This window comes from Tardiphaga sp. 215_C5_N2_1, from assembly GCF_052076055.1.
GTDB lineage: Bacteria > Pseudomonadota > Alphaproteobacteria > Rhizobiales > Xanthobacteraceae > Tardiphaga > Tardiphaga robiniae.
Genome location: NZ_CP197240.1, coordinates 1,905,091 through 1,930,951, shown reverse-complemented (window position 1 = coordinate 1,930,951; position 25,861 = coordinate 1,905,091). Strand labels below are relative to the sequence as shown.

The 25,861-nt window shown below is 62.0% G+C and carries 22 protein-coding genes; 13 read left to right on the top strand and 9 right to left on the bottom strand.

Annotated elements, in window-relative coordinates; translation table 11 throughout:
* The first annotated feature begins 95 nt into the window (after positions 1-95).
* On the top strand, positions 96-728 hold the full coding sequence (locus AB7828_RS09160; protein ID WP_184517825.1) for a trimeric intracellular cation channel family protein: 633 nt from the start codon (positions 96-98) through the stop codon (positions 726-728).
* Between the two features lie 9 nt (positions 729-737).
* Here the strand turns inward: AB7828_RS09160 and AB7828_RS09155 are convergent, their stop codons facing one another.
* The 4 genes from AB7828_RS09155 to AB7828_RS09140 form a co-directional block, all read right to left on the bottom strand.
* On the bottom strand, positions 738-1,982 hold the full coding sequence (locus AB7828_RS09155) for a glycerophosphodiester phosphodiesterase family protein (protein WP_441229978.1): 1,245 nt from the start codon (positions 1,980-1,982) through the stop codon (positions 738-740).
* Positions 1,983-2,102: 120 nt separating this feature from the next.
* Positions 2,103-2,363, bottom strand: coding sequence for a GCG_CRPN prefix-to-repeats domain-containing protein (locus AB7828_RS09150; RefSeq protein ID WP_320444581.1), 261 nt, complete (start codon positions 2,361-2,363; stop codon positions 2,103-2,105).
* Between the two features lie 187 nt (positions 2,364-2,550).
* Positions 2,551-3,558 carry an alpha/beta fold hydrolase gene (locus tag AB7828_RS09145; RefSeq protein WP_441229977.1) on the bottom strand — a complete coding sequence of 336 codons (1,008 nt, stop codon included), beginning with the start codon at positions 3,556-3,558 and terminating at the stop codon, positions 2,551-2,553.
* 71 nt (positions 3,559-3,629) lie between these two features.
* Positions 3,630-4,343, bottom strand: a complete 714-nt coding sequence (locus tag AB7828_RS09140) for an ArsR/SmtB family transcription factor (RefSeq protein ID WP_441229976.1) — start codon at positions 4,341-4,343, stop codon at positions 3,630-3,632.
* A gap of 70 nt (positions 4,344-4,413) precedes the next feature.
* On the opposite strand from AB7828_RS09140, the gene AB7828_RS09135 reads away from it, so the two are divergent.
* Positions 4,414-4,722, top strand: a complete 309-nt coding sequence (locus AB7828_RS09135) for an NIPSNAP family protein (RefSeq protein WP_441229975.1) — start codon at positions 4,414-4,416, stop codon at positions 4,720-4,722.
* 59 nt (positions 4,723-4,781) lie between these two features.
* On the opposite strand, the gene AB7828_RS09130 is transcribed toward AB7828_RS09135, so the two are convergent.
* Positions 4,782-5,243: a hypothetical protein gene (locus tag AB7828_RS09130; RefSeq protein WP_441229974.1), complete on the bottom strand. Its 462-nt coding sequence runs from the start codon at positions 5,241-5,243 to the stop codon at positions 4,782-4,784.
* Positions 5,244-5,338: 95 nt separating this feature from the next.
* Here AB7828_RS09130 and AB7828_RS09125 point away from each other — a divergent pair, with 95 nt between their 5' ends.
* Complete coding sequence (locus tag AB7828_RS09125) at positions 5,339-6,127, top strand: formyltransferase family protein (RefSeq protein ID WP_441229973.1); 789 nt, start codon at positions 5,339-5,341, stop codon at positions 6,125-6,127.
* Here the strand turns inward: AB7828_RS09125 and AB7828_RS09120 are convergent.
* Positions 6,124-6,375, bottom strand: coding sequence for a hypothetical protein (locus tag AB7828_RS09120; RefSeq protein WP_068731407.1), 252 nt, complete (start codon positions 6,373-6,375; stop codon positions 6,124-6,126). The genes AB7828_RS09125 and AB7828_RS09120 overlap by 4 nt on opposite strands.
* Before the next feature lie 210 nt (positions 6,376-6,585).
* Here AB7828_RS09120 and AB7828_RS09115 point away from each other — a divergent pair, with 210 nt between their 5' ends.
* The 3 genes from AB7828_RS09115 (at position 6,586) to AB7828_RS09105 (ending at position 12,230) form a co-directional block, all read left to right on the top strand.
* Positions 6,586-8,073 carry an RAD55 family ATPase gene (locus AB7828_RS09115; RefSeq protein WP_441229972.1) on the top strand — a complete coding sequence of 496 codons (1,488 nt, stop codon included), beginning with the start codon at positions 6,586-6,588 and terminating at the stop codon, positions 8,071-8,073.
* Between the two features lie 2 nt (positions 8,074-8,075).
* On the top strand, positions 8,076-8,441 hold the full coding sequence (locus AB7828_RS09110) for a response regulator (protein ID WP_068731403.1): 366 nt from the start codon (positions 8,076-8,078) through the stop codon (positions 8,439-8,441).
* Between the two features lie 300 nt (positions 8,442-8,741).
* Complete coding sequence (locus AB7828_RS09105; protein WP_441229971.1) at positions 8,742-12,230, top strand: indolepyruvate ferredoxin oxidoreductase family protein; 3,489 nt, start codon at positions 8,742-8,744, stop codon at positions 12,228-12,230.
* An 860-nt stretch (positions 12,231-13,090) separates the two neighbouring features.
* Here the strand turns inward: AB7828_RS09105 and panC are convergent.
* A complete protein-coding gene (gene panC / locus AB7828_RS09100; protein ID WP_441229970.1) occupies positions 13,091-13,942 on the bottom strand; it encodes a pantoate--beta-alanine ligase in 852 nt (283 codons plus the stop codon).
* 234 nt (positions 13,943-14,176) lie between these two features.
* Here panC and AB7828_RS09095 point away from each other — a divergent pair, with 234 nt between their 5' ends.
* From AB7828_RS09095 to AB7828_RS09080, 4 genes are all read left to right on the top strand, one after another.
* Positions 14,177-15,100, top strand: a complete 924-nt coding sequence (locus tag AB7828_RS09095) for a division plane positioning ATPase MipZ (RefSeq protein WP_089263721.1) — start codon at positions 14,177-14,179, stop codon at positions 15,098-15,100.
* A gap of 397 nt (positions 15,101-15,497) precedes the next feature.
* Positions 15,498-16,373, top strand: coding sequence for an alpha/beta fold hydrolase (locus tag AB7828_RS09090; RefSeq protein ID WP_089263722.1), 876 nt, complete (start codon positions 15,498-15,500; stop codon positions 16,371-16,373).
* A gap of 70 nt (positions 16,374-16,443) precedes the next feature.
* Positions 16,444-17,166: a VWA domain-containing protein gene (locus AB7828_RS09085; RefSeq protein ID WP_320444569.1), complete on the top strand. Its 723-nt coding sequence runs from the start codon at positions 16,444-16,446 to the stop codon at positions 17,164-17,166.
* Positions 17,167-17,217: 51 nt separating this feature from the next.
* Positions 17,218-17,943 carry a DnaJ domain-containing protein gene (locus AB7828_RS09080; RefSeq protein ID WP_441229969.1) on the top strand — a complete coding sequence of 242 codons (726 nt, stop codon included), beginning with the start codon at positions 17,218-17,220 and terminating at the stop codon, positions 17,941-17,943.
* Positions 17,944-18,160: 217 nt separating this feature from the next.
* Here AB7828_RS09080 and AB7828_RS09075 read toward each other — a convergent pair whose 3' ends face one another.
* A complete protein-coding gene (locus AB7828_RS09075; protein ID WP_175368446.1) occupies positions 18,161-19,984 on the bottom strand; it encodes a D-alanyl-D-alanine carboxypeptidase in 1,824 nt (607 codons plus the stop codon).
* Positions 19,985-20,382: 398 nt separating this feature from the next.
* Between AB7828_RS09075 and AB7828_RS09070 the strand changes: the two genes are divergently transcribed.
* Positions 20,383-20,718 carry a phasin family protein gene (locus tag AB7828_RS09070; protein ID WP_068734393.1) on the top strand — a complete coding sequence of 112 codons (336 nt, stop codon included), beginning with the start codon at positions 20,383-20,385 and terminating at the stop codon, positions 20,716-20,718.
* 72 nt (positions 20,719-20,790) lie between these two features.
* On the opposite strand, the gene AB7828_RS09065 is transcribed toward AB7828_RS09070, so the two are convergent.
* Positions 20,791-22,158, bottom strand: a complete 1,368-nt coding sequence (locus tag AB7828_RS09065; protein WP_116661847.1) for a TadE/TadG family type IV pilus assembly protein — start codon at positions 22,156-22,158, stop codon at positions 20,791-20,793.
* Between the two features lie 522 nt (positions 22,159-22,680).
* Between AB7828_RS09065 and clpS the strand changes: the two genes are divergently transcribed.
* Entirely contained in the window at positions 22,681-23,013 is a 333-nt protein-coding gene (clpS, locus tag AB7828_RS09060; RefSeq protein ID WP_068734422.1) for an ATP-dependent Clp protease adapter ClpS, read from the top strand.
* A 252-nt stretch (positions 23,014-23,265) separates the two neighbouring features.
* Positions 23,266-25,665 (top strand): ATP-dependent Clp protease ATP-binding subunit ClpA, encoded by a 2,400-nt coding sequence (clpA, locus tag AB7828_RS09055; protein ID WP_089263729.1) that lies wholly within the window; start codon positions 23,266-23,268, stop codon positions 25,663-25,665.
* Positions 25,666-25,861: the final 196 nt, after the last annotated feature.

The following is a 25,861-nucleotide window of genomic DNA, read 5'->3' as shown; positions in this document are numbered from 1 at the left end:
GAGGCTCAGGAAGATGGCGGGGATTTGTCCGCCGCCGGTCACCGCATGCACGGATTTGTGTTACAGGTCGCCGTCATCCGCTACCGACGAGTCCCATGCCCCATACCGAAGCCCTGCTGTTTCCGCTCGCCATGATCGCGCTCGTCGCCGAGGCGATGACGGCTGCGCTCGCGGCCGGGCGGCGCAAGATGGACTGGCTCGGCGTCGCCATGCTCGGTTGCATCACGGCACTCGGCGGTGGTTCGGTGCGCGACATGCTGCTCGGGCATTATCCGTTGTGGTGGGTGAAGAGCCCTTATCTGCTGCTGCTGACCGGCGGTGCGGCGCTGCTGACCATCGGGCTTGCGCGCGTGGTGCATCGCTTCCACGCGCTGTTTCTGGTGCTCGATGCCATCGGCCTCGTGGTCTTCACCATCATGGGCTGCAACATCGCGCTCGCCATGGATCAGCCGCTGCTGATCGTGGTCGTGGCCGGAATGATCACCGGCTGCGTCGGCGGCGTGCTCCGCGACGTGCTGTGCAACGACGTGCCGCTGCTGTTTCGCGCCGAACTCTATGCGAGCGTCTCGATCGTCACGGGGCTTCTCTATATCGGCGGCATCAAATACGGATTCAGTCCCGATCTGGTGACGCTGGTTGCAGCTGCAACCGGACTGGTGTTCCGCCTGCTGGCAATCCGGCTGAAGCTGGAGATGCCGAAATTCATCTATGACAGCGACGCCAAATAGCGCTCTGCATCAGCGCAGCCCCATGCAGCTGGCATAGAACGTCGTCGTGGCCGGCCAATCGGAAAAGACACCGCGCACGCCGACATCCTTCGCCAGCACGTCCAGCACCGTCAGCGTGTCGCCGTCGCGGTCGATGGCGGGTTTGACCGAGCGATGGAAGAAGCCCCCGCCGTTTGCGAGCGGCCCGTCGCGCTCCAGCGACCAGGTGATCAGATCGAGCCCGGCGTCGCGCGCCGCTTTGGCATATGGGGAGGGGACGATCTGACCGCTGCCATCGAGCGTCAGCAGCATGTAGATCGGAGGCGCGAGGATTTTCACGCCGGTGGCTTTCAGCTCCGGCATCGACGGTTTCCACGTTTCCGCGCGCATGTGATCGAAACCCGGTGTTTCATAGCGGCCGTCGAGATAGACCGCCTGCGCGCCGAATTCCGGCGCGGTGCGGATCCAGAACTTGATGTCGTTGAGATCGAAGCTCTGGGCAAATACGTCGCCAGGCGGAATGCCGGCGGCACGATATTCGTCGAGCATCTGGGTCGCGTATTTCTCCTGGCTGTAATCGCGGTCGAATGGCATCGGCACTTCCGGCGCCTTCAGCTCGGGCGTGAATTTGGCGCCGAGGCTCTTGATCAGCGCGATGCTCTCCGCATGGGTCATCAACGTGCCCGAGCTCGCATAAAGGTCGGTGCGCCAGCGCGGCGTGCCGTTCTGATATTCCGCAACGGTGGTCGCGGTCGTGTTGGCGGCATCCATCTTCGCCGTGAGCGTCCTGAACTCCGCCAGCGTGATGTCGCTGGTACAGCATTTCGCCGATGCCTTCTTGCCGGTCGCGGGATCGGCGGGGCTGAAGGGTTGTGTGCACTTCGCTGCAAGCGACGGCACCGACAGGATGTTCGTTGTCGTGTGCAGGTCGCATTGCGAATGACGGCAGACCAGCTGGCGGTCCTTCGTAAAGGTCACGTCGCATTCGATTACGCCGGCACCCATGCGTGCGGCGGCCAGATAGGACTCGCGGCTGTGCTCGGGGAATTGCAGCGGCGCGCCGCGATGGGCGATGGAAAAATCGCTCTTGCGAAACGGCCCGGTACAGGTGCTCAGCTTTGCCTTCAGCGGGCCGTCTTTCATCTTGTCGACGAGATAGAACGGCCGCGGACCCAGCTGCGGCTCGGGCAGTGCGATGGTGTCGGCGCGGCCGGTCGTCAGCGATGAGAGGCCGAGCAGCCCGGCCAGTATGAGACGACGCAAAGCGCGCGACATGACGATCTCCAGAATAGCGAAGTGCCATTCTGTCATCTTCGTGTGACGGCTGTAACCGGCGCGTGGGCAACAAAAAACCCCGCCATAGGCGGGGTCTTCGTCGTCAGGATTGTGCAGCGATCACCAGCGGCGGATGCAGCGGCCGTAGGGATTGCGGAAAAAGCCGGGGGGGCAGTAACCCGGGCCGCGCGGCGGCGGGCCGCGGAACATCGGGCGGCAACCGCCATAGGGACCACGGGCATAGCCGGGGCCGCAGCCTTGAGCGACCTGGATCACGCCTGCCGTCTCGACTGCGCTGAGCGGTGCCAGGGGCATTGCATTGGCGGCACCAAGGCCTCCGACGCTGACGGCGAACAGAGCCGCAGCAAAGATCGTCTTCATTCGTGTTCTCCCTCGATGGTGCCGCGATGCGGCGCAGAGAATAATGATGGCATCGCATCACCCGCTGCAGGACTCTTACGGGCAAGAAAATTGCTGGGGATCAACGCTGCACAGCACGATTAAGCCGATTCGATCTGAATACAGCATGAATGTTTCGGGATATCCGCGTAGCAGGGCGCGGCGGTTGCTACTTCGCCGCGAGAAATCCCAGCATCAATTCGTTGAATTTGGCCGGTGCATCGAGAAACACGATATGGCCCGCGTCCGGAAGCACCTCGGCCTTCGCGTTCGGCATCTTCGCCGCCAGCGCCTTGGCCAGATCGGCGTTCTGGCCCATCTTTGGCCGCAACGCTTCCGGCGCATTCGGCTTGCCCGGTGCGTTGTGATCGTCGGCGCCCATGATGAACAGGGTCGGCAGGGCGATCAGCGGAATTTCGTGGACCACGGGTTCGCGATAGATCATCTGCGCTGAACTGACGAAGGCGCGCAGCCAGCGCGGATATTCCGGCGACCCCTTGATGTTGAAACGCGCGTCGATGAAGGGCGTTACCTGGTCGGGCTGCATCTTCAGCGAATAGTTCACCTCGAGCTGTTTGCGGTAACCCTCCGCCGTCAGCTTGTCTTCGTTCTCCAAGATCTTCTCGGTCGGCGTCGGTGGCACATAGAGCCGATAGTCTTCCAGTCCGATCGGCGCCGCGAGCAGCAGGTGATCGATGCGATCGGGATAAGCGCGCGCGATACGGACGCTCAACATGCCGCCGAGGGAATGCGCAACGATGTCGAATTTCGCGATCCCGAGGTGATCCATCAGCGCAACAGTGTTGCGGGCAAGGTTGTCGAAATGCAGATCGCCTGATGGCTTCGATGATTTGCCGAAGCCGATCTGGTCGGGGACCACGACGCGGTAACCTGCATCGTTCAACGTGCCGATCACCGGCGCCCAGTAGCTCGATGGAAAATTGCGGCCGTGCAATAGCACCACGGTTCGGCCGTTCGGCTTGGTCGATGGCACGTCCATATAGGCCATGCGCAGCTGCTCGCCGTCATTGACCAGTGGCAGCATGTTGACGGGGTAGGGGTAAGGGAAGCCTTCGAGGCCTATGCCGTAAGGCTCGCGCGCCGCAGGAGGCTCGGCCGCTTGCGATGAGGTGAACGGCAGGGTTGCAATCAGCGCAGCGAGCAGCAGGCGGTTCATCGGGGGGCTCCGGGAGAAGGAAGGTCCGGCGCGGTTTCAAGCTGCATTGCGGCGAAGGTAAGCCGGCGTCTTCACGTTTTCCGGATGGCGTCGCCGGTGGTGCCGAACAATGCCTCGAAACGCTTCTCGCCGCTGCGGGTGAAATGCACCACGCGGCTGCCGGGCGAGGGGTCTCTGGCCGCCCATTTCATGGCAGTAAATGAGGTCATGATCGCGGCGCCAAGTGTCCCGGCCAGATGATGGCGCCGCTCGCTCCAGTCGAGGCAGGCCTTGCAGACCGGCCGGCGCGGATGCGTCAGCGTCGCCGGATCTATCTTCAATTCTTTAGCGACGAACCGGCTGCCCTGGGTCGTGAGTTCGATGACCCGCTCGGTCTGCCGGATCAGCTTTTGTGCCCGCATACTGTCGAGCATCTGCACGCCGAGATCGCCGGCGAGATGGTCGTAGCAAATCCGCGCGCGGCGCAATGCCGGTTCTTTCGGCCCAGTGCGAACGCGGAGATGGCCCGCGCGGGCTGCCAGGCCGGCCAGACCTTCCAGCACACCGGCGACATCGGGGCCGGTGAGGCGATAATAGCGATGGCGCCCTTGTTTTTCCGGCTCGATCAAGCCGCCGGCTTCGAGTTTGGAGAGGTGTGAACTCGCGGTCGGTGCCGTAATCCCGGCTTCCTGGGCGAGTTCGCTCGCAGTCAGCGCGCGGCCCGTCATCAGCGCCGTCAGCATATTGGCGCGTGCAGGATCGCCAACAAGTGCAGCGACCATGGCGATGTCGGGGCCTGCTTTCATACTTCGACGCTAATCAAAGTATTGCGGTCGAGCAAGCGGCTATATCCGGGCATCTGCAGAGGGAGCCGCCATGACGATCACTGTCTTCATTCGCTATCAGATCGATCCGTTCAAACGCGAATTGTTTGAAGCCTACGCCAAGCGCTGGCTGACGATTATTCCCAAATGCGGTGGTGATCTGCAGGGCTATTGGATGCCCCACGAAGGAACGAACAACGTCGCATTCGCCCTGATCTCGTTCCCAAGTCTCGCGGCCTATGAAGCCTACCGCGCCAGACTGCGCACCGACGCTGACGGCGTCGCGAATTTCGCGTCGGCCGAGGAGCACCAGTTCATCCTGGCGGAAGAGCGCACATTCCTGCGCCAGGTGACCGCATAGTCCACGCGCGACAAAGCCGCGGGCATAGCTGTCCGCAGCTTTGTCTGCCCGTCGCGCCGTTACTTCGGCGCGCCGCCCTTCGAGCTGTCGATCTCGGTGCCGGTCGGAGCCGATTGCGGGGCCTGCGGTCGCGCAGGTGCCGCACCGGTGGTGACACCGGGCTGATTGTTGGTCGGCGTCACGTCTCGCACGCCGGGAGCCACTGGCGGCTTCGAATATGAATCCGCGATATTGTTGGTTGGCGCCGGCGCCTTTGGCGTGCTGTCCTGCGTCGCCGGGGCGGATTGGGATGCGGTCTTCGTCGCGTCGCCCGGAGTCGTCGATGTATTGTTCAGACCGTAGAATACGGCGCCGAGCAAGACAACAATGCCAAGTGCATAAATAGCCATGCGGCTACCGCTCGCTGGCCCTTCCGCGAGTTCGGGATCGGCCTGCAGCTCATTGTCGAGCCGCGCAGGATTGCGGATGTCATCGGCGGGATTTGGACGATACGGATCATTGGGATTGGGAATGTTCGCCATGTCGTGTCCTCCTGTGCGGCAAGACAATCGTCAGATGAGGTGCATGTTCCAGAGATTGTGCCATTCCAGAGCCTCATCCTATGTGGCAATGCAGCGTGATCGGGTCTGCTCATCAGATGTTAAGGCCTGGCTGCGACGCTGAGGCGATTATTGATTCGCAGAAGCGCGTGGCAGCCCGAATGTTCGATACGATTATCCTCCTGACGGGTCCTGCTGAGCACTCGGTCTTTACAACTTTGCTCCGTGGTCACAATCCGGCCCTCACGGTCCTTCCTGTTTTTACAGCTGAAGATCTGGCGGCGATCGAGCCCGATTGGCTAGGCCGGGCGCGGATGATTTCGTTCACCACTGGTGTGATAGTTCCCGGCGCGGTGCTCGATCAGCTTGGCTTTGGCGCCTACAATTTCCATCCCGGCCCGCCGCAATATCCCGGCTGGGCCCCGGCGCATTTTGCGCTCTACGATCATGCGACCGACTTCGGCTGCACGGTCCATCGCATGATTGCACGTGTCGATGCCGGACCGATCGTGGATGTCGAGGCGTTCCCAATTCCGGCGGACATCAGTGTCGCGGGTCTGGAAGAGATTGCCTATACGAAGCTGGTGCAGACTTTCTGGCGGATGGCACGCGTCCTGGCCACACAGCCGGAGCCGCTGATCGAGCGGGCGCTGCGCTGGGGCACCACGCGTCACACGCGTAAGGCCTATGAGCAGATCTGCGATATCCCGGTAAGCATCGAGAAAGACGAACTGCAGCATCGGGTCAAAGTCTTCGGCACCGACCATTTCGGCATCCTGCCGACCATCGGTCTGCACGGCTTCCAGTTTCGGGTCGTCGTTCCCGAGACTGAAAGCGCTATTGCGGACGAAGCTGCCGAAGCCTAGCGGTTAGCCGCGAAGCTCTGGTGCTGCGCGGGCGGGGTCGCTGACGTGTGCGTCTTGGACACCTTGCCGTTGAATTCATAGAGCAGGAAACTCAGCACCACGAGTAGTCCCACGCCGATGATGGCCTTGGTCGGCTTGTGATCATGCTCTTCGCCGCAATCCGGATGATAAGAACCGTCATTCGTCGACGCCATATCGTTGCCGGCGAGTTCAGGCTGCGACGTCCAGGTATTCAGCTTCTGATCCATTTCCGTCCTCCATGCCTGATGTTGTCAGGGTGACCGGACAGCAATGGCCCGTAAAGGCCGATGTTCCGTTTCGGGTGCGCTATTAGCGGGATGCTGCCTTGCTGAGAGGCAGCGTTTCGAAATATTTCTGAAAAAGCTTTGGAACCCATCGCTCCCCGACACGTTTCAACATCTCACCGGTATAGGTGAGACGGTAGGGGCAGTTTCGGAATGAGTGGCGATAACGGCCGGTTTGCAACCGGCGTACCGGGTCTCGATGCGATCCTGGGCGGGGGCGTTTTCGACGGCGGCATCTACATCATTCAGGGCGCCCCGGGCGCCGGAAAGACGATTCTGGGCAACCAGATCTGTTTCGCGCAGGCCGCGCAGGGGCGGAACGCGCTTTACATCACGCTGCTTGCCGAGAGCCACGCCCGCATGATCGGACACATGCGGCGGATGACCTTCTTCGATGAAGCTGCAATTCCCGACCACATGTCCTATGTCGGCGCCTTCAAGACGCTGGAAGACGACGGGCTGCGCGGACTGCTGGACGTGGTCCGACGCGAGGTCCGCACCCGCAAGGCCAGCATCCTCGTGCTCGATGGTCTCATCACCGTGCACGAAAAGGCGCGCTCCGAGCTTGAGCTGAAGAAGTTCATCCACGAATTGCAGACCCAGGCCGCCTTCAGCAACTGCACCATGTTCCTTCTGACCAGCGCCTTCGACGGCGATGCGCATCCGCCTGAGCATACGATGGTGGACGGTCTCATCGAGCTGCAGTCGGCACTGCATGGCCGCCGCGCCGAGCGGTCGCTTCAGGTCCACAAGCTGCGTGGCACCTGGTTCATGGGCGGTAAGCACTCCTATCGCATCACCGAGAACGGCCACGCCATCTATCCTCGTATCGAGGCGCTGCTGGAGACGCCAAGCGTCTGGGACAGCGCCGACGGTCCGATGGTGTCCGTCGGCATTGGCGGCGTCGACAAGATGCTCGGCGGCGGCGTCGATACGCATTCGGTGACAGTGGTGCTCGGGCCTTCCGGGTCGGGCAAAACCACGGCCGGTCTTCAGTTCCTGACCGGCGGTCCCGCCAATGAACCGGCGATGCTGTTCGGGTTTCACGAGAATCCGATGGCGCTGCGCATCAAGGCCGATAGCCTCAAGCTGCCGCTCAAATCGCGGGCCGACAAGGTCACGCTGATGTGGCGTCCGCAGACAGAAGCGGTGCTCGACGAGGTCGCAACCGAACTGCTCTCGACCATCAGGCAGAACGGCGTGCGCCGTCTGGTGATCGATGGCATCGAAGGCTTCTCGAAGCTCACCGACGAAAAGGAGCGCATCGGCTCTTTTTTGTCGGCGCTGTGCAACGAGTTGCGCGCACTCGGTGTTACCACGCTGGCGACGGCAGAAACCGATCACGCTGGCATGACACCCGGGCAGCCGCTCAAGGGCGTCAACCAGACGGGTCTCTCCGCGGTTGCCGAGAACATCATCGCGCTGCATCTCGCAGCCCTGCGCTCGGAAAACCATCGTCTGATGACCATTCTGAAATCGCGTGACCGCCGGACCGATATGCGCATGCGCCGCTTTGAAATTCTCGACGGCGGAATCGTTCTTGATGCCGATTTCCAGAGCGCGGAGCGCATCCTCAGGGACATTTCTAGTCAGGGACCTGCACCAACTCCATCGACGGATCTTAAGTTGACTGGAGAATAGCGGTGCGAACTGTCCTGATTGTCGAGGACGAATGGGCGATCGCCGACTGGCTCGAAGTCCTGTTGAGCGAATATGCCTTCAATGTCCTCGTAGCCGGCAACGGCCGTGAGGCGCTCGACATTCTGCATCGGGACACGCCCGATCTCGTGCTTACCGATTTCATGATGCCGTTCCTCGACGGAGCCGGCCTAATCGCAGCGATGGGGCAGGACGAGCGGCTGAGTGGAATTCCGGTGGTCGTCATGACCTCGTTGCTGGAGCATGTCGTGCGCGACCGGGCAGGGCGTTTTCGCGCCTATCTGCGCAAGCCGTTTCGCGAGGCCGATCTGATGAAGATCATCAGTGAGATATTCCCGGGCGAGGCCTGAGCCTCTTTTGGCAGATCGTGCTGCATCGCACTGCAGCGTGAAGCCGTTACGTCCTTGCGCCAAAGGCCTTTGCGGCGACACAACGTGACAAGTCTACCGGCCGCATTCATCACGAAATTGCGTTCTTTGGACGCGGGGCTCCATTGCCCAGAATTGTGGTGCGCCCCGTTCAAAATCCAACATAGACTGTTTCTAAGGGAGTCGAACGACCCCAGATAATAGGCGCGAGCAGGCCGGACGACGCAGTCCGGGGCGATAGCCCCGGGCGACAGCTCAGAGGCCGCAGTGACGAGGGTGGGAATGGGAATTAATCAAGGCGCGATCAGTCTCGATCAGAAATACACCCAGGGCTCCGGCCACATCTTCCTGACCGGCATTCAGGCGCTGGTGCGACTGCCGATGGCGCAGGTCCGCAGGGACCGCGCGGCGGGTCTGAACACCGCAGCCTTTGTTACCGGCTATCGCGGCTCGCCGCTCGGCGGCTACGACCAGCAGCTCGTGGCGGCGCGGAAACATCTCGATCAATACGGCGTCAAATTCCAGCCCGGCGTCAACGAAGATCTCGCAGCCACCGCGATTTGGGGCACCCAGCAGCTCAATCTCTCGCCCGGCGCCGAATATGATGGCGTGGTCGGCATCTGGTACGGCAAGGGCCCTGGCGTCGATCGCTGCGGCGACGTCTTCCGCCACGGCAATGCCGCCGGCTCCGCGAAATTCGGTGGCGTCCTCTGTCTCGCCGGCGACGACCACGGCGCCAAGTCCTCGACCGTTCCGCATCAGTCCGACCATGCGTTCATATCGGCGCTGATGCCCTATCTCTACCCGTCGTCGATCCACGAGATGATCGAGATGGGTCTGCTCGGTATCGCGATGTCGCGCTATTCCGGCTGCTGGGTTGGCATGAAGGTGATCACCGAGACCGTGGAGACCACGGCGGAGATCAACCTCAATGACGAGATGACGCCGTTCAATATTCCCACCGATTTCGAACTGCCGCCCGATGGTCTGAACCTGCGATGGCCCGACGATCGTTATGTACAAGATCGCCGCCTGCAGGACTACAAGGGCTTCGCGGCGATTGCCTTTGCCCGGGCCAACAATATCAACCGCGTTACCATGGACTCGCCGAACGCGCGCTTCGGCATCATGGCCTCCGGCAAGAGCTATGAGGACGTGCGCCAGGCATTGCGTGAGCTGGGTATTACCGAAGAGGTCGCCGCCAAGATTGGTCTTCGGTTGTACAAGATCGGCATGCCGTGGCCGCTGGAGCCGGAAGGCGTGCGCAAGTTCGCGGTGGGTCTCGAAGAGATCTTCATCGTCGAGGAGCGCCGCGAGATCGTCGAGAATCAGGTCAAGCAGGAGCTGTTCAACTGGCGCGACGATGTCCGGCCACGCATCGTCGGCAAGATGGATTCCCACGATCATCGCTTCCTGCCATTCGCCGAAGAGCTGAGCGTCGCCAAGGTCGCGACCTCGCTGGTGGACCGCCTGCTGGCGATGGAGATCGATCCGGAGATCGCAGCACTGCTGCGCGCCAAGGCCGACTGGTTTCACGGCCGCGAGGCCTCGCAGGTCCAGAACGTCGTGCCGATCACGCGCACACCGTATTTCTGCTCGGGCTGCCCGCACAATACTTCGACCAAGGTGCCGGAAGGCTCGCGCGCGCTGGCTGGCATCGGCTGCCACTTCATGTCGCTGTGGATGGACCGCTCCACCGAGACCTTCACCCATATGGGCGGCGAGGGCGTGCCATGGACCGGCATTGCGCCGTTCACCAAGGAGAAGCATATCTTCGCCAATCTCGGTGACGGCACATACTTCCATTCCGGCTCTCTGGCGATCCGTCAGTCGATCGCCTCCAAGGCCAACATCACCTACAAGATCCTCTACAACGATGCCGTGGCGATGACCGGTGGTCAGCACCATGACGGTGACCTGTCGCCGCAGAAGATCACGTTCCAGCTCCACAGCGAGGGCATCCGCGAGATCTATCTCGTGTCGGAGAATCCCGATGCCTATCCCGCCAGCACCATCGCGCCGGGCGTGAAGCTGGCGCATCGCGACGAACTCGACAAGGTCATGAAGGCCTGCCGCGAAGTGCCGGGCTGCTCGGCCATCGTGTTCGTGCAGACCTGCGCGGCCGAGAAGCGTCGCCGCCGCAAGAAGGGCATTCTGGAAGACCCGCAGCGCCGCGTGCTCATCAACCCGGCAGTCTGCGAAGGCTGCGGCGATTGCTCGGTGCAGTCGAACTGCATTTCGGTGGAGCCGCTGGAGACCCCATTGGGTCGCAAGCGCACCATCAATCAGTCGTCCTGCAACAAGGACTATTCGTGCCTCAAGGGCTTTTGCCCGTCCTTCGTCACCGTCGATGGCGGCAAGCTGAAGCGCAAGGCGCCCGTCGAACTCGGCGCCATCGGTGCATTGCCGGAGCCCGCCACGCGACCGACGCTCGACAAGCCCTATAATGTCGCCGTCGGCGGCGTCGGTGGCACCGGCGTGCTGACCATTGGTGCACTACTCGGCATGGCCGCGCATATCGAGGGCAAGGCCTCGATGATCCTCGACATGTCGGGTTTGGCGCAGAAGGGCGGCGCGGTGCTCAGCCATGTGCGTCTCGCCAACGACACCGGCGACGTCACCTGTTCGCGCATCGTCACCGGCACAGCGGATGTCCTGATCGCGGCCGATGAAGTGGTGGCCATCGCCAAGGACACGATCTCGCTTTGCGAGAGCTCGCGCACCACTGGCATCGTCAACACCCATCTCATTCCGATCGCGGATTTCGTGCGCAACCGCGACTTCAATTTCCAGTCCCGCAAGGTCAACAACGTGCTGGAAATGTCGCTGCGCGAGGAATCGACGTTCCTCGATTTCACCAAGGCGGCCGAAGCGCTGCTCGGCGATTCCATCGCCACCAACATGATGATGATGGGCTTTGCCTATCAGCAGGGGCTGCTGCCGCTGCAGGCAGCGTCGATCGAGCAGGCCATCGAGCTCAATGGCGTCTCGATCAAGATGAACATGCTGGCGTTCCAGCTTGGCCGTCTTGCCGCCGCCGATCCGGCACGGCTCGCCGACATGCTCAAGGGCGCCGATGAGACCATCGCGCCAAAGACGCTGGATGAGATGAGCCTCGACGAGATCGTCGCCCATCGCAGCGGATTGCTGACGGACTATCAGAACAGCAAGCTCGCCGAGCGCTACCAGGCGATGGTCGATCTGGTCCGTGAGGCCGCCATGCGTGGTGGCTATGACGATGAACTGCCGCGCGCGGTGGCGATCAACTATGCCAAGCTGCTCGCCTACAAGGACGAATACGAAGTCGCGCGGCTCTATACCGATGGCAAGTTCGAGAAGCAGTTGCGCGATCAGTTTGAGGGTGACGTCAAGATCAGTTTCAATCTCGCGCCGCCGATGCTGCCGGGTACCGATGCGTCGGGCCGCCCGAAGAAGCGCGCCTTCGGCGCCTGGATGCTGCCGCTGTTTCGCATTCTGGCGAAGCTGCGCACCTTACGAGGCACGCCGCTGGATGTGTTCGGCTACAGCGCCGACCGGAGACTGGAGCGCGACCTGATCGCCGGCTATGAGAAGGACGTGGCCACAGTGTTGAACCTGCTGTCGCCGCTCACGGTGGATACGGCCGTGCAACTCCTCTCGCTGCCCGACAGCATTCGCGGTTACGGCCCGGTGAAGGAAGCCTCGGTCGTGGCGGCCAAGGCGCGCTATGCCGAACTCGCCAAGGACCTCGCCAATCCGCCGCCGGCGCCGCGGCAGATCGCGGCGGAGTAGGGCTCTTGCTTTTCCCTCCCCCTAGCGCGGCGTAGCCGCTTGGGGGAGGGATATCGCGCCCGCCTGCGCGTCTCAGCTTCTTCAAATGTCAAACAGCCACTGCGCTTCAGACATGCGTCGTCGCCCCTGTTATCTGCGGCGCGGGGGCGCCGTCGTCGCTTGCATTCCCTACCCCCTGTGAGAGGGCGTGCGGAACGCCGGGTGCCCGTTGCACCCTTGGGCCTGATGCGAATGCGGTCTTCCGCAATCTAGAGTGCATCAGGACTTTCGGAGGCGCCGAGCGAGTGCCCGACGTTCCGCATGCGGTGTTTTTTCGGTTGCTTGCGCTTCGCCATGGCGACGATCCCATCACCAAAATTACAGTCCCAAGGCGGAGGGACAGGGTGCCTCAAGCGAGTAAGCCGAACGCGTTTTGACTTGGTCGTCCGTCGCGTGATCTGCAGGGTCTTTCCATCCGAAGGTCGGCCGTCTCCTTGCCAGTAGCAGTGCTGGCGCAGATCCGGCCTGCCCGAAGACAGCCGTCCCCCACATCTCCCGTGACGCCGCATCTCCGGCGTCCACCGCATCCCACCCCGCGAACGTAACGATCGCGATCGCCCCTCTCGGTGGGGCAGGACGGAGGGGAATATAGTCCATGAAGGGATATTGTCAACGAGGGATAGGAAAAAATGTTTGGGCATTGTCTCGCCGCCCAAGCTCTCGTCATTCCGGGGCGGGACCGACGCCGCAGGCGACGGGACCGAACCCGGAATCTCAACGCGGGAGTCTCCGTAGAGCCAAACACTCCGGGATTCCGGGTTCGCACTACAGTGGCTCCGCCGCTTTCGTGCGCCCCGGAATGACGAGTCAGGACGAAAGCCTCACACCCCGATATTGTCGATCAGCCGCGTCTTGCCGATCCTCGCGGCCACCAGCAGTCGCACCGGGCCGTCCTTCATCGAGGTGACCGGCGCCAGTGACTCCGCATGGCGCGCCTCGAAGTAGTCGAGTGCGAAGCCTGCCGCCGTGATCGTCGCGGCGCCGCCCGCGATGGCGGTCTCAAAACTATCGCCCGCCTTCAGGCGCTTGGCGGTTTCTTTCATCGCGCGATACAGCACCGGCGCCGTGGCGCGGTCTTCCGGCGAGAGATAGACGTTACGCGACGACATCGCGAGACCGTCGCGTTCGCGCACCGTGGCGGCGCCGGTCACCTTGACGCCGAGATCGAGGTCCCGCGCCATGCGCGTCACGACCTTGAGCTGCTGGTAGTCCTTCTCCCCGAAGAACGCCATGTCCGGTCGCACCTGCGTGAACAGCTTGCCGACGACAGTGGCGACGCCGCCGAAGAAATGCGGGCGGAAGCGATCTTCGAGGTCGGCGGTGGCCGGGCCTCCGGTCGTGATCTTCGTTGCGAAGCCTTCCGGATACATCACCTTGGCGTCGGGATTCCAGATCAGGTCGACGCCGGCTTCGGTGAGTTTGGCGACGTCGCTCTTCCAGGTCCGCGGATAGGAGCCAAAGTCCTCGGTCGGGGCGAACTGCGTTGGATTGACGAAAATCGATACCACGACCTTGCTGGTACGGCGCTGGGCGAGGCGCACCAGCGAGACGTGACCGTCATGCAGCGCGCCCATGGTCGGCACCAAGCCGATGGTCGCCTTTCGCGCGCGCAGGCCGTCGAGCGCCTTGCGGAGGGCGGGCAGGGTGCGGGCGACGATCGGGGTGCGGGGCATTGCGGCTCGTTCTTGTTGTTGGCTGCTACGGGTGAGGGCGTGCGCGCCCTGCTTATCAAAGCTCACGGGATCACCCAAGCCTCACGATACCAGGCTGCCGGGTGTCCTGATGCCGCAACCGGCCGCCGGGATTCATGATTAAGGGCGGCTGATCGCCCGCAGAGCAGGATGCCCCTGTATTTAGCTTGACCCTTGCCACGCCTCGCGATTTGAAGATGATCGAAGGATCGCGCGATGTTGATGCAAACTACCCAGGGGCAGTCCGGCACGGCGCATGTGATCGTGCTCGGCAATGAGAAGGGCGGGTCGGGCAAATCGACCACCGCGCTTCATATTGCTGTGGCGCTATTGAAAGCCGGTCAGCGCGTCGCCACCATCGATCTCGACAGTCGCCAGCAGAGCTTCACGCGCTATATCGCCAACCGCGCAGCCTGGGCGCAGAGCGCCGGACTTGCGCTGGAAGTGCCGACCCATAGCTGCGTCAAGCTCGGCGAGACGATGCAGATCGCCGACAACGAAGCCTTCGAACTCGATCAGTTCATGACCGCGGTGAGCGCGGTGGAACGTACCCACCATTTCATCGTCATCGACACGCCTGGCAGCGATACCTATCTGATGCGGTTGGCGCATTCGATGGCCGATACGCTGGTGACGCCGATCAATGACAGCTTTCTCGACTTCGACGTGCTCGGCGCCGTCGATGCTACAAGCTACAAGGTGACCGGCGAGAGCCACTATTCGAAGATGGCGCGCGAAGCGCGGCGCAAGCGCCGTCAGCACGATGGCTCCACCACCGACTGGATCGTGGTGCGCAACCGGCTCTCGGTGCTCGGCTCGCGCAACAAGATGCTGGTCGCCGGCGTTCTCGATCAACTCTCGCTGCAGCTCGGTTTCCGCGCCATCGACGGTCTCGCCGAGCGCGTGATGTATCGTGAGTTCTTCCCGCGTGGCCTGACGGCGCTCGACGATCTCAACGAAGCTACGCTCGGGCGACGCCCGAGCATGGGCCATGTCACGGCGCGCGAGGAAGTCATCGAACTGCTGCGCAAGTTGAAGCTGCCGCTCGATGAGCGTGGCCGTCGCCGCGCCGCCAACCGCGCCGAGTGGTTTGCCCAGGTCGACAAGCCGCTGGACGTTCACGACATCCTTGGCAACTGAGTCGCGCTCACTGTGCAAAGCCAGTGCTGCCCATTCGGCAGGCTATGAACGATCCCGCACTCAACTTCACGCTGATACCACAGGTATCATTTTCTTTTACCGGGGAACGAGTTACCCGTTCGACAGTTGATTTGTCGTTGAAAACAGGACGTTTTTGAAATTCCGATCCCTTGCGAAACTTGTTCAAAATCGCTCAATTCGACCGTGGCTTTCTTTAGCAACTGCACAAGAAGCGGGTGCGGCGCACAATAACATGGCTCGGAATTCACAATATTTAGCCTTTCTGTCACCGGGCTGTGACATATATGCTGTTGAAGCAGCCGCTTGAGGCCATTCCGGCCCATTAAGTGCTGTAGCCGGCTGAGACCTATCTCTAGCTGGCCGATCAGGGACGAACATGAAACGCGGACTTCTCATTCTGCTTTCGGTTTGCGTGCTGACCACCGCCGCGTATTTCACCGCGTCGAAGTGGGCCATCCGGCATGAGACGCTGACGTTCTTCGACGCGTCGCGTAATCGTCCTGTGCAGGTCGACATCGCCGTTCGCCGCGACAAGGAAATGCAGGCCAATGCCGGCATGATCACTCTGCCGGTCGCGGTCCTCAATCACGGTAACACCGTCAAGTTCACCGAATACTCGTTCCTCGCGAACGTGTTTGCGGCGCGCGGCTATATGGCCGTCAGCATCCAGCACGATCTCGATACCGACGCTCCGCTCGTGACCAAGGTCGGCGAGCTCTATGTCGGCCGTCTGCCGGTCTATGAGCGTGGCGTGCAGAACATTAAATACGCGGTAAAAGAGCTGAAGAAGATTCAGCCGAACTCCGACTACGATCATCTGACGCTGGTCGGCCATTCCAACGGCGGCGACATCTCGATGTTCTACGCCAAGGAATTCCCGGATGACGTCAAGAAGGTCGTGACGCTGGATAACCTGCGCGTGCCGTTCATGACCGACGGCAAATTCAAGATCCTGTCGTTCCGTTCGCATGATACGGTGTTCAAGCCGGATCCCGGTGTCGTGCCGGATGACGAGATCTGCGAGAAGGCCGGTATTACGGTCGTCAACACCGGTGCGCAGCACACCGACATGAGCGATCGCGGTCCGGAAACCCTGAAGACCAAGATTCAGGGACTGCTCGACAAGTTCCTAGACGACGACAGCAAGCTGTCGCCGGTCACCGGCAAGCCGAAGATCATCGAGCAGCCTGCGCAGCAGAGCAGTGCGACTGACCCGAACAAGATCGCGCAGTATACGCCGAGCGTGAACTGAGTTCTGCGCTGCGCGGTTGACCGCGCGGCCTATGCTCGCCACATGAAGCTTGCAGCAAGCGCGAGTTCAAATGGCCAGCGATCCCACGATCCCCAAATCGAAAACCGATGCGCTGGCGCAGCCATCGGCGTCGGCTGACATTGCCGCCTTCGTCGCTAAGGCGAAAGCAATGGCGCCGCATGCAGCGGGCGGGCGCGGGCGGCTGGTGTTTGCACTCGATGCCACCATGAGCCGGCAGCCGACCTGGGACATGGCCTGCACGCTGCAGGCCGACATGTTTCGCGAAGCCGCATCGATCGGCAGTCTCGATATCCGTCTCGTCTATTTCCGTGGTCTCAGCGAGTGCCGCGCGACCGGCTGGATTTCGGACACCGCACAACTGGCGCGGCTGATGGGCAAGATCGCTTGCCAGGGCGGTCAGACCCAGATCGGCAAGGTGCTGTCGGAGACACGGCGCGAGGCGGTGGCCTCCGGCGTGCGTGCATTGGTGTTCGTGGGCGACGCCATGGAGGAGTCCGTCGACGAGCTCTGTGCGCGGGCCGGTGAACTCGGCCTGCTGAAAGTACCGGTCTTCATGTTCCAGGAAGGGCAAGACCCGGCGGCCGAACAGGCGTTTCGCGAGATTGCCCGGCTGACTGGTGGCGCCTGGTGCCGGTTCGATCCGGGAGCCGCTGCACAGCTCCGCGAATTGCTGCGCGCGGTAGCCGCCTATGCCGCGGGCGGACGGGAGGCGCTGACGCGGCTGGCGTCGTCGGCGCCGGGTGCGGCAAAGCTGCTCGGCCAGATGCGATAAACGGTCTGCAAAACCGTTTCGCGGATCGCGGCAACCGACTATCTATCCCTCATGCCTACTTTGATCGCCGGCGCGCTCGCCGTCTTTGTGCTCTACATGCTGCTGCAGATGTTCCGCTCGGCCAACCCGGCGCTGCTGGCGCGCGGCATCAAGCTGGCCGGCGGTGTGCTGGCGCTGGCCGTAGCGGCCTTCACTGGGATCAAGGGCGAACTGGCGGTGGCGATCCCGCTCGGAATCTTCGGCGCGGGTCTCTTGGGCTGGGCGCCGTTCGGCACCGCGGGCTTCAGCAATATCGGCGGCATGTTTGGGGGCGGGACCAAATCGTCCGGCCAGACCTCGCAGGTCCGCTCGGCGTTTCTCGACATGACCCTCGATCATGACAGTGGCCAGCTCAGCGGACGGATTGTCGCCGGCCCCTATGCCGGGCAGTCGCTCGATGCATTCGACCTGCCGCAACTGGCGGCGATGATGACCGGCTTCGACGCGGAGAGCGTGGCGCTACTTGAAAGTTATCTTGACCGCCGGTTTCCCGCCTGGCGTCAGAACGCGCAGGGCGATACGGCAGGGCGGCACGACCGCGCGGCGTCTGGCAGTAAAATGACGGAAGAGGAGGCTTATCAGATCCTTGGCGTGAAGCCGGGCGCGACCCGCGACGAGATCAGCCGCGCGCACCGATCCCTCATGAAGAAACTGCATCCCGACCAGGGGGGCTCGACGTACCTGGCGGCCCGAGTCAACGAGGCCAAGGACACTCTGCTTCGCACGCATCGCAGCTAACTCCAGCACGCTTTTACGCTACAACTGCGAGCAGCTTCCGTTTCTCTGAGAACGCCCCATCGCCCGCCGTTGTCCGGCATGGTCGATCAATCCCCGTCTGTATTTTGTACTGGCTAAGTCTTGACGAGAAGTTGTCACCACGGGGATTTATGGTGACCAAAAGCAAAATGGCCGGGACAATGTCCCGGCCATTTGCGTATCCGACGGTATCAATCGATCAGTTCTTGATGGTGATGCAGGAGATCTCGGAACGCTTCAGCGTCTTGCAGACGGCTTCGGCTTTTTCGCGGTCGAGGCCGGCGAAGCGGGCGCGGTAGAGTTTCCTGTCGCCCTTGCCGACGACGGCTTCAGTGAACGGGTCGGCCTTGCCGAGCAGGCCGCGGGCCTGTTCACGCGCGGCGTCGAGGCGGATCCGTGCCTCGCTCTCGCTCTCCAGTGCACCGACCTGGATGATCCAGCCGGTGTGGATCGCGGCGGGTTTGATGGCGCCGCCCTGTTGTACCGTCTGCGGAGCGGGAGCCTGAGGGGCTGGTACGTTACGCGGGGCAGGGTCGGCATAGGCCATCTGGGTGCCGCCCTGAGCGCTTCCCTGGGCCGGCAAGACGCCTAGAAGCCCATTGCCGGTCCCGAAGCCTGCCGGCTGACGCGGCATCTCCGAGCGGGCATAGAGCGAATTGGTGGTCTCGGGCGAGCGGGCGGTGGGCTCAGAGCGTGCCGTGATGGCATTGGTGGCGGCCGGAGGGGCGGGTTGCTCGCCGCCGGCGGAGGCCAGCTTGTACTGGCCGGACTTGACCTGAACGGTGCGGACACGAACCGGCTTCATCGGCTCTGACGAGCCCGGAATGGTCGAGATGGGCTCGGACTGGATGACGCCGCTGTTGAGCGGGCCGGGCTCGGGCTTGCGGGGCTGCGGCATCGGCGCTGCCGGGGGCAGCGCTGCGGTGGCGGCGGCGAAGACGGACGGGCGCGCCGCTGGCGCGGCGGGACGAGCCGGGGGCTCGGAGAGCGGTTCAGCGGCCACCGGCGTTGCAGCAGCCACCTGAATGGCGCCGTTGACCTGTTTGGTGTCGATCGGACGCGCCTGAGCCTCGGCTTCGGCGACCTCGGTTGCGGATTCGGACGGATTGCGCTCGGTGATCGCGGCCACGGTACGGCGGGTGGCGCCCTTGTCCAGGTTCTCGGCAAGCAGGTTGCGCATGGCGGCGTCACGGGCGCCGCCGCTGCGGCCGCCAAGCACGACGCCGACCAGATGGCGGTTGCCGCGCTTCATCGACGAGACGAGGTTGAAGCCGGAGGCGCGGGTGTAGCCGGTCTTGATGCCGTCGACGCCTTCGACACTGCCGATCAGGCGGTTGTGGTTGCGGATGTTGCGGCCGCGATAATTGAACGAGGCGGTGGCAAAGTAGCGGTAGTAACGCGGGAAGCGATCCTGGATGGCGCGGCCAAGCACCGACTGGTCGCGCGCGGTGGTCACCTGCGCATCGTCAGGGAGGCCGGAGGCATTGCGATACACCGTGCGGCTCATGCCGAGCGCGCGGGCCTTCTTGGTCATCAGCTTGGCGAAATCGTCTTCGTCGCCGGCAATGGCTTCGGCGATGACAACGGCGGCGTCGTTGGCGGAGCGGGTCACCAGGGCCTTGATCGCGTCCTCGACCCGCAGCGTCTGACCGGGGCGCAGGCCCAGTTTGGTCGGAGCCTGCACGGAGGCGTGCTGCGAGACGTCCATTTCGCTGTCCAGCGTGAGCTTGCCGGATTCCAGCTTCTCGAACAGCATGTACAGCGTCATGATCTTGGTCAGCGACGCCGGATGGCGCGAACCGTCGGGATTGTTGGACGAGAGAACCGCGCCGGAATTGCCATCCACGATGATCGAGGAGAACGCGGGATTGTAACTGGAGACGCGCGCGACGTGGCTTCGCGATTTATGTCGGCGGCGGGCATCCGCACTGTCAGTCGTAAAGATGACCGCGATGCTGAGAGTTGCCAGCCCAAGAGCGCACACCCGCAAGGTGCGCGACGAAGCAAACGTTGTGCGAAGCATGGACTTCCCCGTCAGATCAGTCTCATTCCCCGGATCGTGAGGCTAAATTATGCCCAACAACCGGGGATGTGTCTCAGTTTTAAGCGTCAGCCTGAGCGGTTCTCTCGGCGGGATGGCAGAAGCATACGCGGCCATTCTGGCTAAGAGTATGTACTCATGCAGTTTTTGGGCTTTTTGGCCCCAACGCACCAATGCAAGAAATCAGGGTAGGTCCGGCGAGTTTCCAAAAGGTTAAGCAACCCTTGCCAGTTACCCGTGCATTTACTGCCAATGGTAAAAATTGTGCATCGCACAGGATTCTTGACGACATTGTGCACCGCACGATAGATGGGCAGGTCAGATCAGACCGGGGTCCACCCGGCCGCGGCTGACCCGTCCAATCCGGGAAAGGATTTGCAGTGATCAAGGTCGAAGACATCCAGCAGTACGGCAAGGAGCAGTTCGAGAGTGCAGTCGCATCGGCGGCCACGCTTCAGAACGGTGCACAGGCTATCGCTGTCGCGGTTGGCGACTACACCAAGAAGTCGTTCGAGGATGGCAATGCCTTCGTGACCAAACTGTCCGGCGTGCAGTCGCTCGACAAGGTGCTCGAAGTGCAGACCGAATACGCCAAGTCGGCCTATGAATCCTTCGTCGCTGAATCGCACAAGATCAGCGAACTCTATGTCGATCTCGCCAAGCAGGCCTACAAGCCGTTCGAAGGCTTCGTCGCCAAGATGACCCCGGCGCGCTAAGCGATACGGTCTTCAAATCAAAACGCCCGGCCTGATGGCCGGGCGTTTTTGTTTGAAGGTGTCGCCGCCGCTTTACTTTGACACGCGCAATGCGTTGAGCGAGTTGCCGATTGCCTTGAAGGCGTCGGCGATGCCGGCGTTGGTGCTTGTAGGAAAGAAATTGCCGGGATCGGCGCAGGATTTCAAAACTGCGGACTCCGGATCGCCGCCCGTGTTGACCTGGATCGTATAGATCACGGTGTCCTGCTTGTTGGTCACCGGGTTCAGCTTTTTGATATTGGCACACAGTAACTTCTGTCGATCGTCAACCAGTGTCGACCAATTGGCGCCGTCACCGTACCATCGGTCCTTGGTATTCATGCCGTCCGACAAGATGATAAGTGCATCTGTGTATTTGTAGTTCGAATCCTTGGCCGGTGCCGGGAATGGATCGCTACCGATCTGCAAGGTGCGCCAGGCCCAGGCCATGCCGATCGGCTGGTTGGTGCCGCCATTCGCCGACAGGGCATCGATCTTGTCTGTCAGCGTCTTAACGTTGGCAGGACCATAAGCCGATGTCATCCCAAGAATGGCTGAGGGGCATGCATTGTACTGGTAGGCCGGATAACGTGCTGTGCCCGACGGGGCTTCGTTGGTGGTGTCGTAAGGCTGATCACGGTCAGTGACGCAGCCATTCCAGGCGTTCTTGTTGGAGCTCGCGTTCCAGGTTTGGCCAGCCGCTTGGCACTCGGCTTTGGTGTCGTAGTACGGATAGCTGCAGGATCCATATTCGTCCCATTTGAGCCAGGTCGCGTTCTTGTTCGACGCGCCGACATTGACCATCTGCGCAAACGGAATGATCGAGATATAAGTGTCCTCGGTCATGCGCGAGTTGGCGCTCAGCGTCTTGATGAGACCCGTTGCTGCGTCCTGCATCGCCTTCAATTTGCCGGTCCCCATACCCATCGACCCGGTGACGTCGAGCGCCATGGCGACGCGCATGCGCGTCGAGCCCCAGGTCGTGGTCGAGCCGCTGCCGATCCCTAGTTGCGGGAGGCCGACCATCTTCATGAAATCGGTTGCGACGGCGCCGGAGCCGTTGACCGTGACCGTGGAGCCGTCCTTGGTGTTGGTCGTGTAGCTCGCCGTCACCGTGATCTGGCCGGCATTCGTGTTGGTGTACAGCGCGTTGAAATAGGCCTTCGCCTTGTCGGTGACATCGGTCGCCGACATGGTCGGATTGGCGGACAGGTCCTTCGAAACCATCAAGGCTGCAGAGTCGAGCGCCGCTTGCATCGCCGAGCGGGCAGCGTTGGCCCGGGAGTAGTCGACGGCGGCGCCCACGAAGCCGAGCAGGGGCACCAGAGCGACGGCGAAGGTCATCGCGATATTGCCGCCATCGTGGCGTGCAAATCGGGATGCGATGCGCTTCGCCTGGCTTGAAATCGATTGAATAAACATCGTGACCGCCAATGGTGAGTTTCTGGAGGTCATTTCGGGGGCGGCGGCTGAACAGGTGGTAAAGGCGTCCTCAGAAAATCGGTAAAAGGCCAACTATTGGCGTGCCGCTGCGTCAGCGCCCGGTATTATCGTGAACGACGGTTAAATGGCTCGTTTGCTTGTCCGGTCAAATCGAGCACGATCGGTTAACCCTGACCGGACCGGGGGCCATCAGGCGGGGGCGCGGCGAGCCATTCCAGGTGCTTGCAGTGTGCTTGCGAGAACGGCCACAGGAACCCATATTGGCTCCATCGGTCCTGTAACGGACAGCGTCGCACCCATGCGGCGACCCGGGGTGCCTCTGTGCCCGAGGCGTCCGGCAGCACGTCGTGGCTGGGGACGCTGTCAATTCGGGGCTGGCCAATATCGGCTAGGGACTTTTATACAGGCGCTATGTTCCAGAAACCTTCGAAATTCATGCCTGACGGCATCCTGATGCCTGTGGCCGGCACCCTCGACGATCGCCGCCGGCGGCCGCGTGGCATGGCAGAGGACGACAACCGGTCCAATGCGCCCGGTGGGCCGGCCACCTCGGTCATCACCAAGGTCAAACCCAAGACCAAGCGTCCCAACCTGTATCGCGTGCTGATCCTCAACGACGATTACACGCCGATGGAATTCGTCGTGCATGTGCTGGAAAAGTTCTTCCAGAAGGACGCCGAGGCGGCGACGCAGATCATGCTCCACGTTCATCATCACGGGATCGGGGAATGCGGCGTTTTCACCTATGAGATCGCCGAAACCAAAGTGACGCAGGTGATGGATTTTGCGCGCAAGCACCAGCACCCTTTGCAATGCGTGATGGAAAAGAAGTAGCCTCGCGTGAATTCCCGGAAACTGGGAACGGGTCTTGCATTGAACTGATGTGAGTCGAACGCGGTCGTTCGGCTGCGTCAACAGCGCATGTGACAATGCGCTGGAATGAACAGACGTGCTCTGCGGACGCGTCACAACAAGCAGCGGGAACCAGCCTTTCACCACGATCAGACATCACTATATGTGAGAAAGGTTCTTGTTGCCTGACCCGGCAACGACGATCATGATGGTGGGGGCCAACGAGGACGCGGAATGCCAACTTTTTCTCAAAGCCTTGAACAATCGCTGCATCGGGCGCTCTCGATTGCGAACGAGCGGCACCACCAATATGCGACGCTGGAGCATCTCCTGCTGTCGCTGGTGGATGACAGCGACGCAGCGGCAGTGATGCGGGCGTGCAGCGTCGATCTCGACAAGCTGCGCGGCAGTCTGGTCAATTATCTCGAAACCGAATTCGAAAACCTGGTGACGGATGGCGCAGATGACGCCAAGCCGACTGCCGGTTTCCAGCGCGTGATCCAGCGCGCCGTCATTCATGTGCAGTCGTCGGGTCGCGAAGAAGTGACCGGCGCCAATGTGCTGATCGCGATCTTCGCCGAGCGCGAAAGCCATGCCGCGTATTTCCTGCAGGAGCAGGATATGACGCGCTATGACGCAGTGAATTACATCAGCCACGGCATTGCCAAGCGGCCGGGCGTTTCCGAGGCGCGGCCGGTGCGCGGCGTCGATGAGGAGACCGAGACCAAGAACGGCGACGACGCCAAGAAGAAGGGCGAGGCGCTCGATACCTATTGCGTCAACCTCAACAAGAAGGCGCGTGACGGCAAGATCGATCCGGTGATCGGGCGTACGGCCGAGATCAATCGCGCGATCCAGGTCCTGTGCCGCCGGCAGAAGAACAATCCGCTGTTCGTCGGCGAAGCCGGCGTCGGCAAGACGGCGATTGCCGAAGGTCTGGCCAAGCGCATCGTGGACAGCGACGTGCCGGAAGTGTTGTCGGCGGCTACCGTGTTCTCGCTGGACATGGGCACGCTGCTGGCCGGCACGCGTTATCGCGGTGACTTCGAAGAACGCCTGAAGCAGGTGCTCAAGGAACTCGAAGCGCATCCGAATGCGATCCTGTTCATCGACGAAATCCACACGGTGATCGGCGCCGGCGCCACCTCGGGCGGCGCGATGGATGCCTCGAATCTGCTCAAGCCCGCGCTGGCTTCGGGTGCGATCCGTTGCATGGGTTCGACCACCTACAAGGAATATCGCCAGCACTTCGAGAAGGATCGCGCATTGGTGCGCCGGTTCCAGAAGATCGACGTCAACGAACCGACTGTTGAAGATGCGATCTCGATCCTGAAGGGCCTCAAGCCGTATTTCGAGGATTACCACAAGCTCAAATACACCAACGAGGCCATCGAGGCTGCGGTGCAGCTCTCGTCGCGCTATATCCACGACCGCAAGCTGCCGGACAAAGCGATCGACGTGATCGACGAGTCGGGTGCGGCGCAGATGCTGGTGGCCGAGAGCAAGCGCAAGAAGACAATCGGCATCAAGGAAATCGAGACCACGATCGCGACCATGGCGCGAATCCCGCCCAAGAGCGTGTCGAAGGACGATGCCGAGGTGCTGCGGCATCTTGAGTCGACTTTGAAGCGCGTGGTGTTCGGGCAGGACAAGGCGATCGAAGCCTTGGCGGCATCGATCAAGCTGGCGCGTGCCGGCCTGCGCGAGCCGGAGAAGCCGATTGGCAGCTACCTGTTCTCGGGCCCCACCGGCGTCGGCAAGACCGAAGTGGCGAAGCAGTTGGCGTCGTCGCTGGGTGTCGAGCTTATTCGGTTCGACATGTCCGAATATATGGAGCGGCATACCGTGTCGCGCCTGATCGGCGCGCCTCCCGGCTATGTCGGCTTCGATCAGGGCGGTTTGCTCACCGATGGCGTGGACCAGCATCCGCATTGCGTGGTGCTGCTCGACGAAATCGAGAAGGCGCATCCGGATCTGTACAACGTGCTGCTGCAGGTGATGGATCACGGCCGTCTGACCGACCACAACGGCAAGCAGGTCTCGTTCCGCAACGTGATCCTGATCATGACGACCAATGCCGGCGCCGCCGACATGGCGCGTGCGGCCTTCGGCTTCACCCGCGGCAAGCGGGAAGGCGAGGATCAGGAGGCGATCAACCGGCAGTTCGCGCCGGAATTCCGCAATCGCCTCGATGCGGTCGTGTCCTTCGCACATCTGAATTCGGATGTGATCGGCATGGTGGTGGAGAAGTTCGTGCTGCAGCTGGAAGCCCAGCTCGCAGACCGCGACGTCACCATCGAACTGTCCGATCCCGCCAAGGCCTGGCTGATCCAGCACGGCTATGACGAGCAGATGGGTGCGCGCCCGATGGGCCGCGTGATCCAGGAGCACATCAAGAAGCCACTTGCCGACGAACTGCTGTTCGGCAAGCTCAAGAATGGCGGCCATGTCCGCGTCATCCTGAAGAAGGACGAGGCGGTGCTTGGTGTCGAGCAGGAGAGCATCGGCTTCGAATTCGTCGATGGTCCGGTGACGCCGAAGCCGGAGAAGCTGCCGGCGAAGCGCGGCGCCGCCAAGAAGCCGAAGTCGGGCAAGGGGTCGGGTTCAGCCAAGGGGCCGCTGGAGAAGGCGTAAGCCGCCAGCCAATTGAACAAATGAAAACGGCCGGTGAGAGATCACCGGCCGTTTTGTTTTGGGAGATACGCTCTCTGTCCTCATGGTGAGGAGGCGCCTCTTCGGCGCCGTCTCGAACCATGAATGCATATGCACCCATCCTTCGAGACGCGCGCAAGCGCGCTCCTCAGGATGAGGGCTGAGTTTGCGGTTTTGT

Coding starts and splice junctions, on each gene's coding strand:
- AB7828_RS09160 (WP_184517825.1), top strand. CDS start 96: ATGCCCCATACCGAAGCCCTGCTGTTTCCGCTCGCCATGATCGCGCTC.
- AB7828_RS09150 (WP_320444581.1), bottom strand. CDS start 2,363: ATGAAGACGATCTTTGCTGCGGCTCTGTTCGCCGTCAGCGTCGGAGGC.
- AB7828_RS09155 (WP_441229978.1), bottom strand. CDS start 1,982: ATGTCGCGCGCTTTGCGTCGTCTCATACTGGCCGGGCTGCTCGGCCTC.
- AB7828_RS09145 (WP_441229977.1), bottom strand. CDS start 3,558: ATGAACCGCCTGCTGCTCGCTGCGCTGATTGCAACCCTGCCGTTCACC.
- AB7828_RS09135 (WP_441229975.1), top strand. CDS start 4,414: ATGACGATCACTGTCTTCATTCGCTATCAGATCGATCCGTTCAAACGC.
- clpS (WP_068734422.1), top strand. CDS start 22,681: ATGGCAGAGGACGACAACCGGTCCAATGCGCCCGGTGGGCCGGCCACC.
- AB7828_RS09095 (WP_089263721.1), top strand. CDS start 14,177: ATGTTGATGCAAACTACCCAGGGGCAGTCCGGCACGGCGCATGTGATC.
- AB7828_RS09140 (WP_441229976.1), bottom strand. CDS start 4,343: ATGAAAGCAGGCCCCGACATCGCCATGGTCGCTGCACTTGTTGGCGAT.
- AB7828_RS09065 (WP_116661847.1), bottom strand. CDS start 22,158: ATGTTTATTCAATCGATTTCAAGCCAGGCGAAGCGCATCGCATCCCGA.
- panC (WP_441229970.1), bottom strand. CDS start 13,942: ATGCCCCGCACCCCGATCGTCGCCCGCACCCTGCCCGCCCTCCGCAAG.
- AB7828_RS09130 (WP_441229974.1), bottom strand. CDS start 5,243: ATGGCGAACATTCCCAATCCCAATGATCCGTATCGTCCAAATCCCGCC.
- AB7828_RS09090 (WP_089263722.1), top strand. CDS start 15,498: ATGAAACGCGGACTTCTCATTCTGCTTTCGGTTTGCGTGCTGACCACC.
- AB7828_RS09105 (WP_441229971.1), top strand. CDS start 8,742: ATGGGAATTAATCAAGGCGCGATCAGTCTCGATCAGAAATACACCCAG.
- AB7828_RS09085 (WP_320444569.1), top strand. CDS start 16,444: ATGGCCAGCGATCCCACGATCCCCAAATCGAAAACCGATGCGCTGGCG.
- AB7828_RS09080 (WP_441229969.1), top strand. CDS start 17,218: ATGCCTACTTTGATCGCCGGCGCGCTCGCCGTCTTTGTGCTCTACATG.
- AB7828_RS09075 (WP_175368446.1), bottom strand. CDS start 19,984: ATGCTTCGCACAACGTTTGCTTCGTCGCGCACCTTGCGGGTGTGCGCT.
- clpA (WP_089263729.1), top strand. CDS start 23,266: ATGCCAACTTTTTCTCAAAGCCTTGAACAATCGCTGCATCGGGCGCTC.
- AB7828_RS09120 (WP_068731407.1), bottom strand. CDS start 6,375: ATGGATCAGAAGCTGAATACCTGGACGTCGCAGCCTGAACTCGCCGGC.
- AB7828_RS09115 (WP_441229972.1), top strand. CDS start 6,586: ATGAGTGGCGATAACGGCCGGTTTGCAACCGGCGTACCGGGTCTCGAT.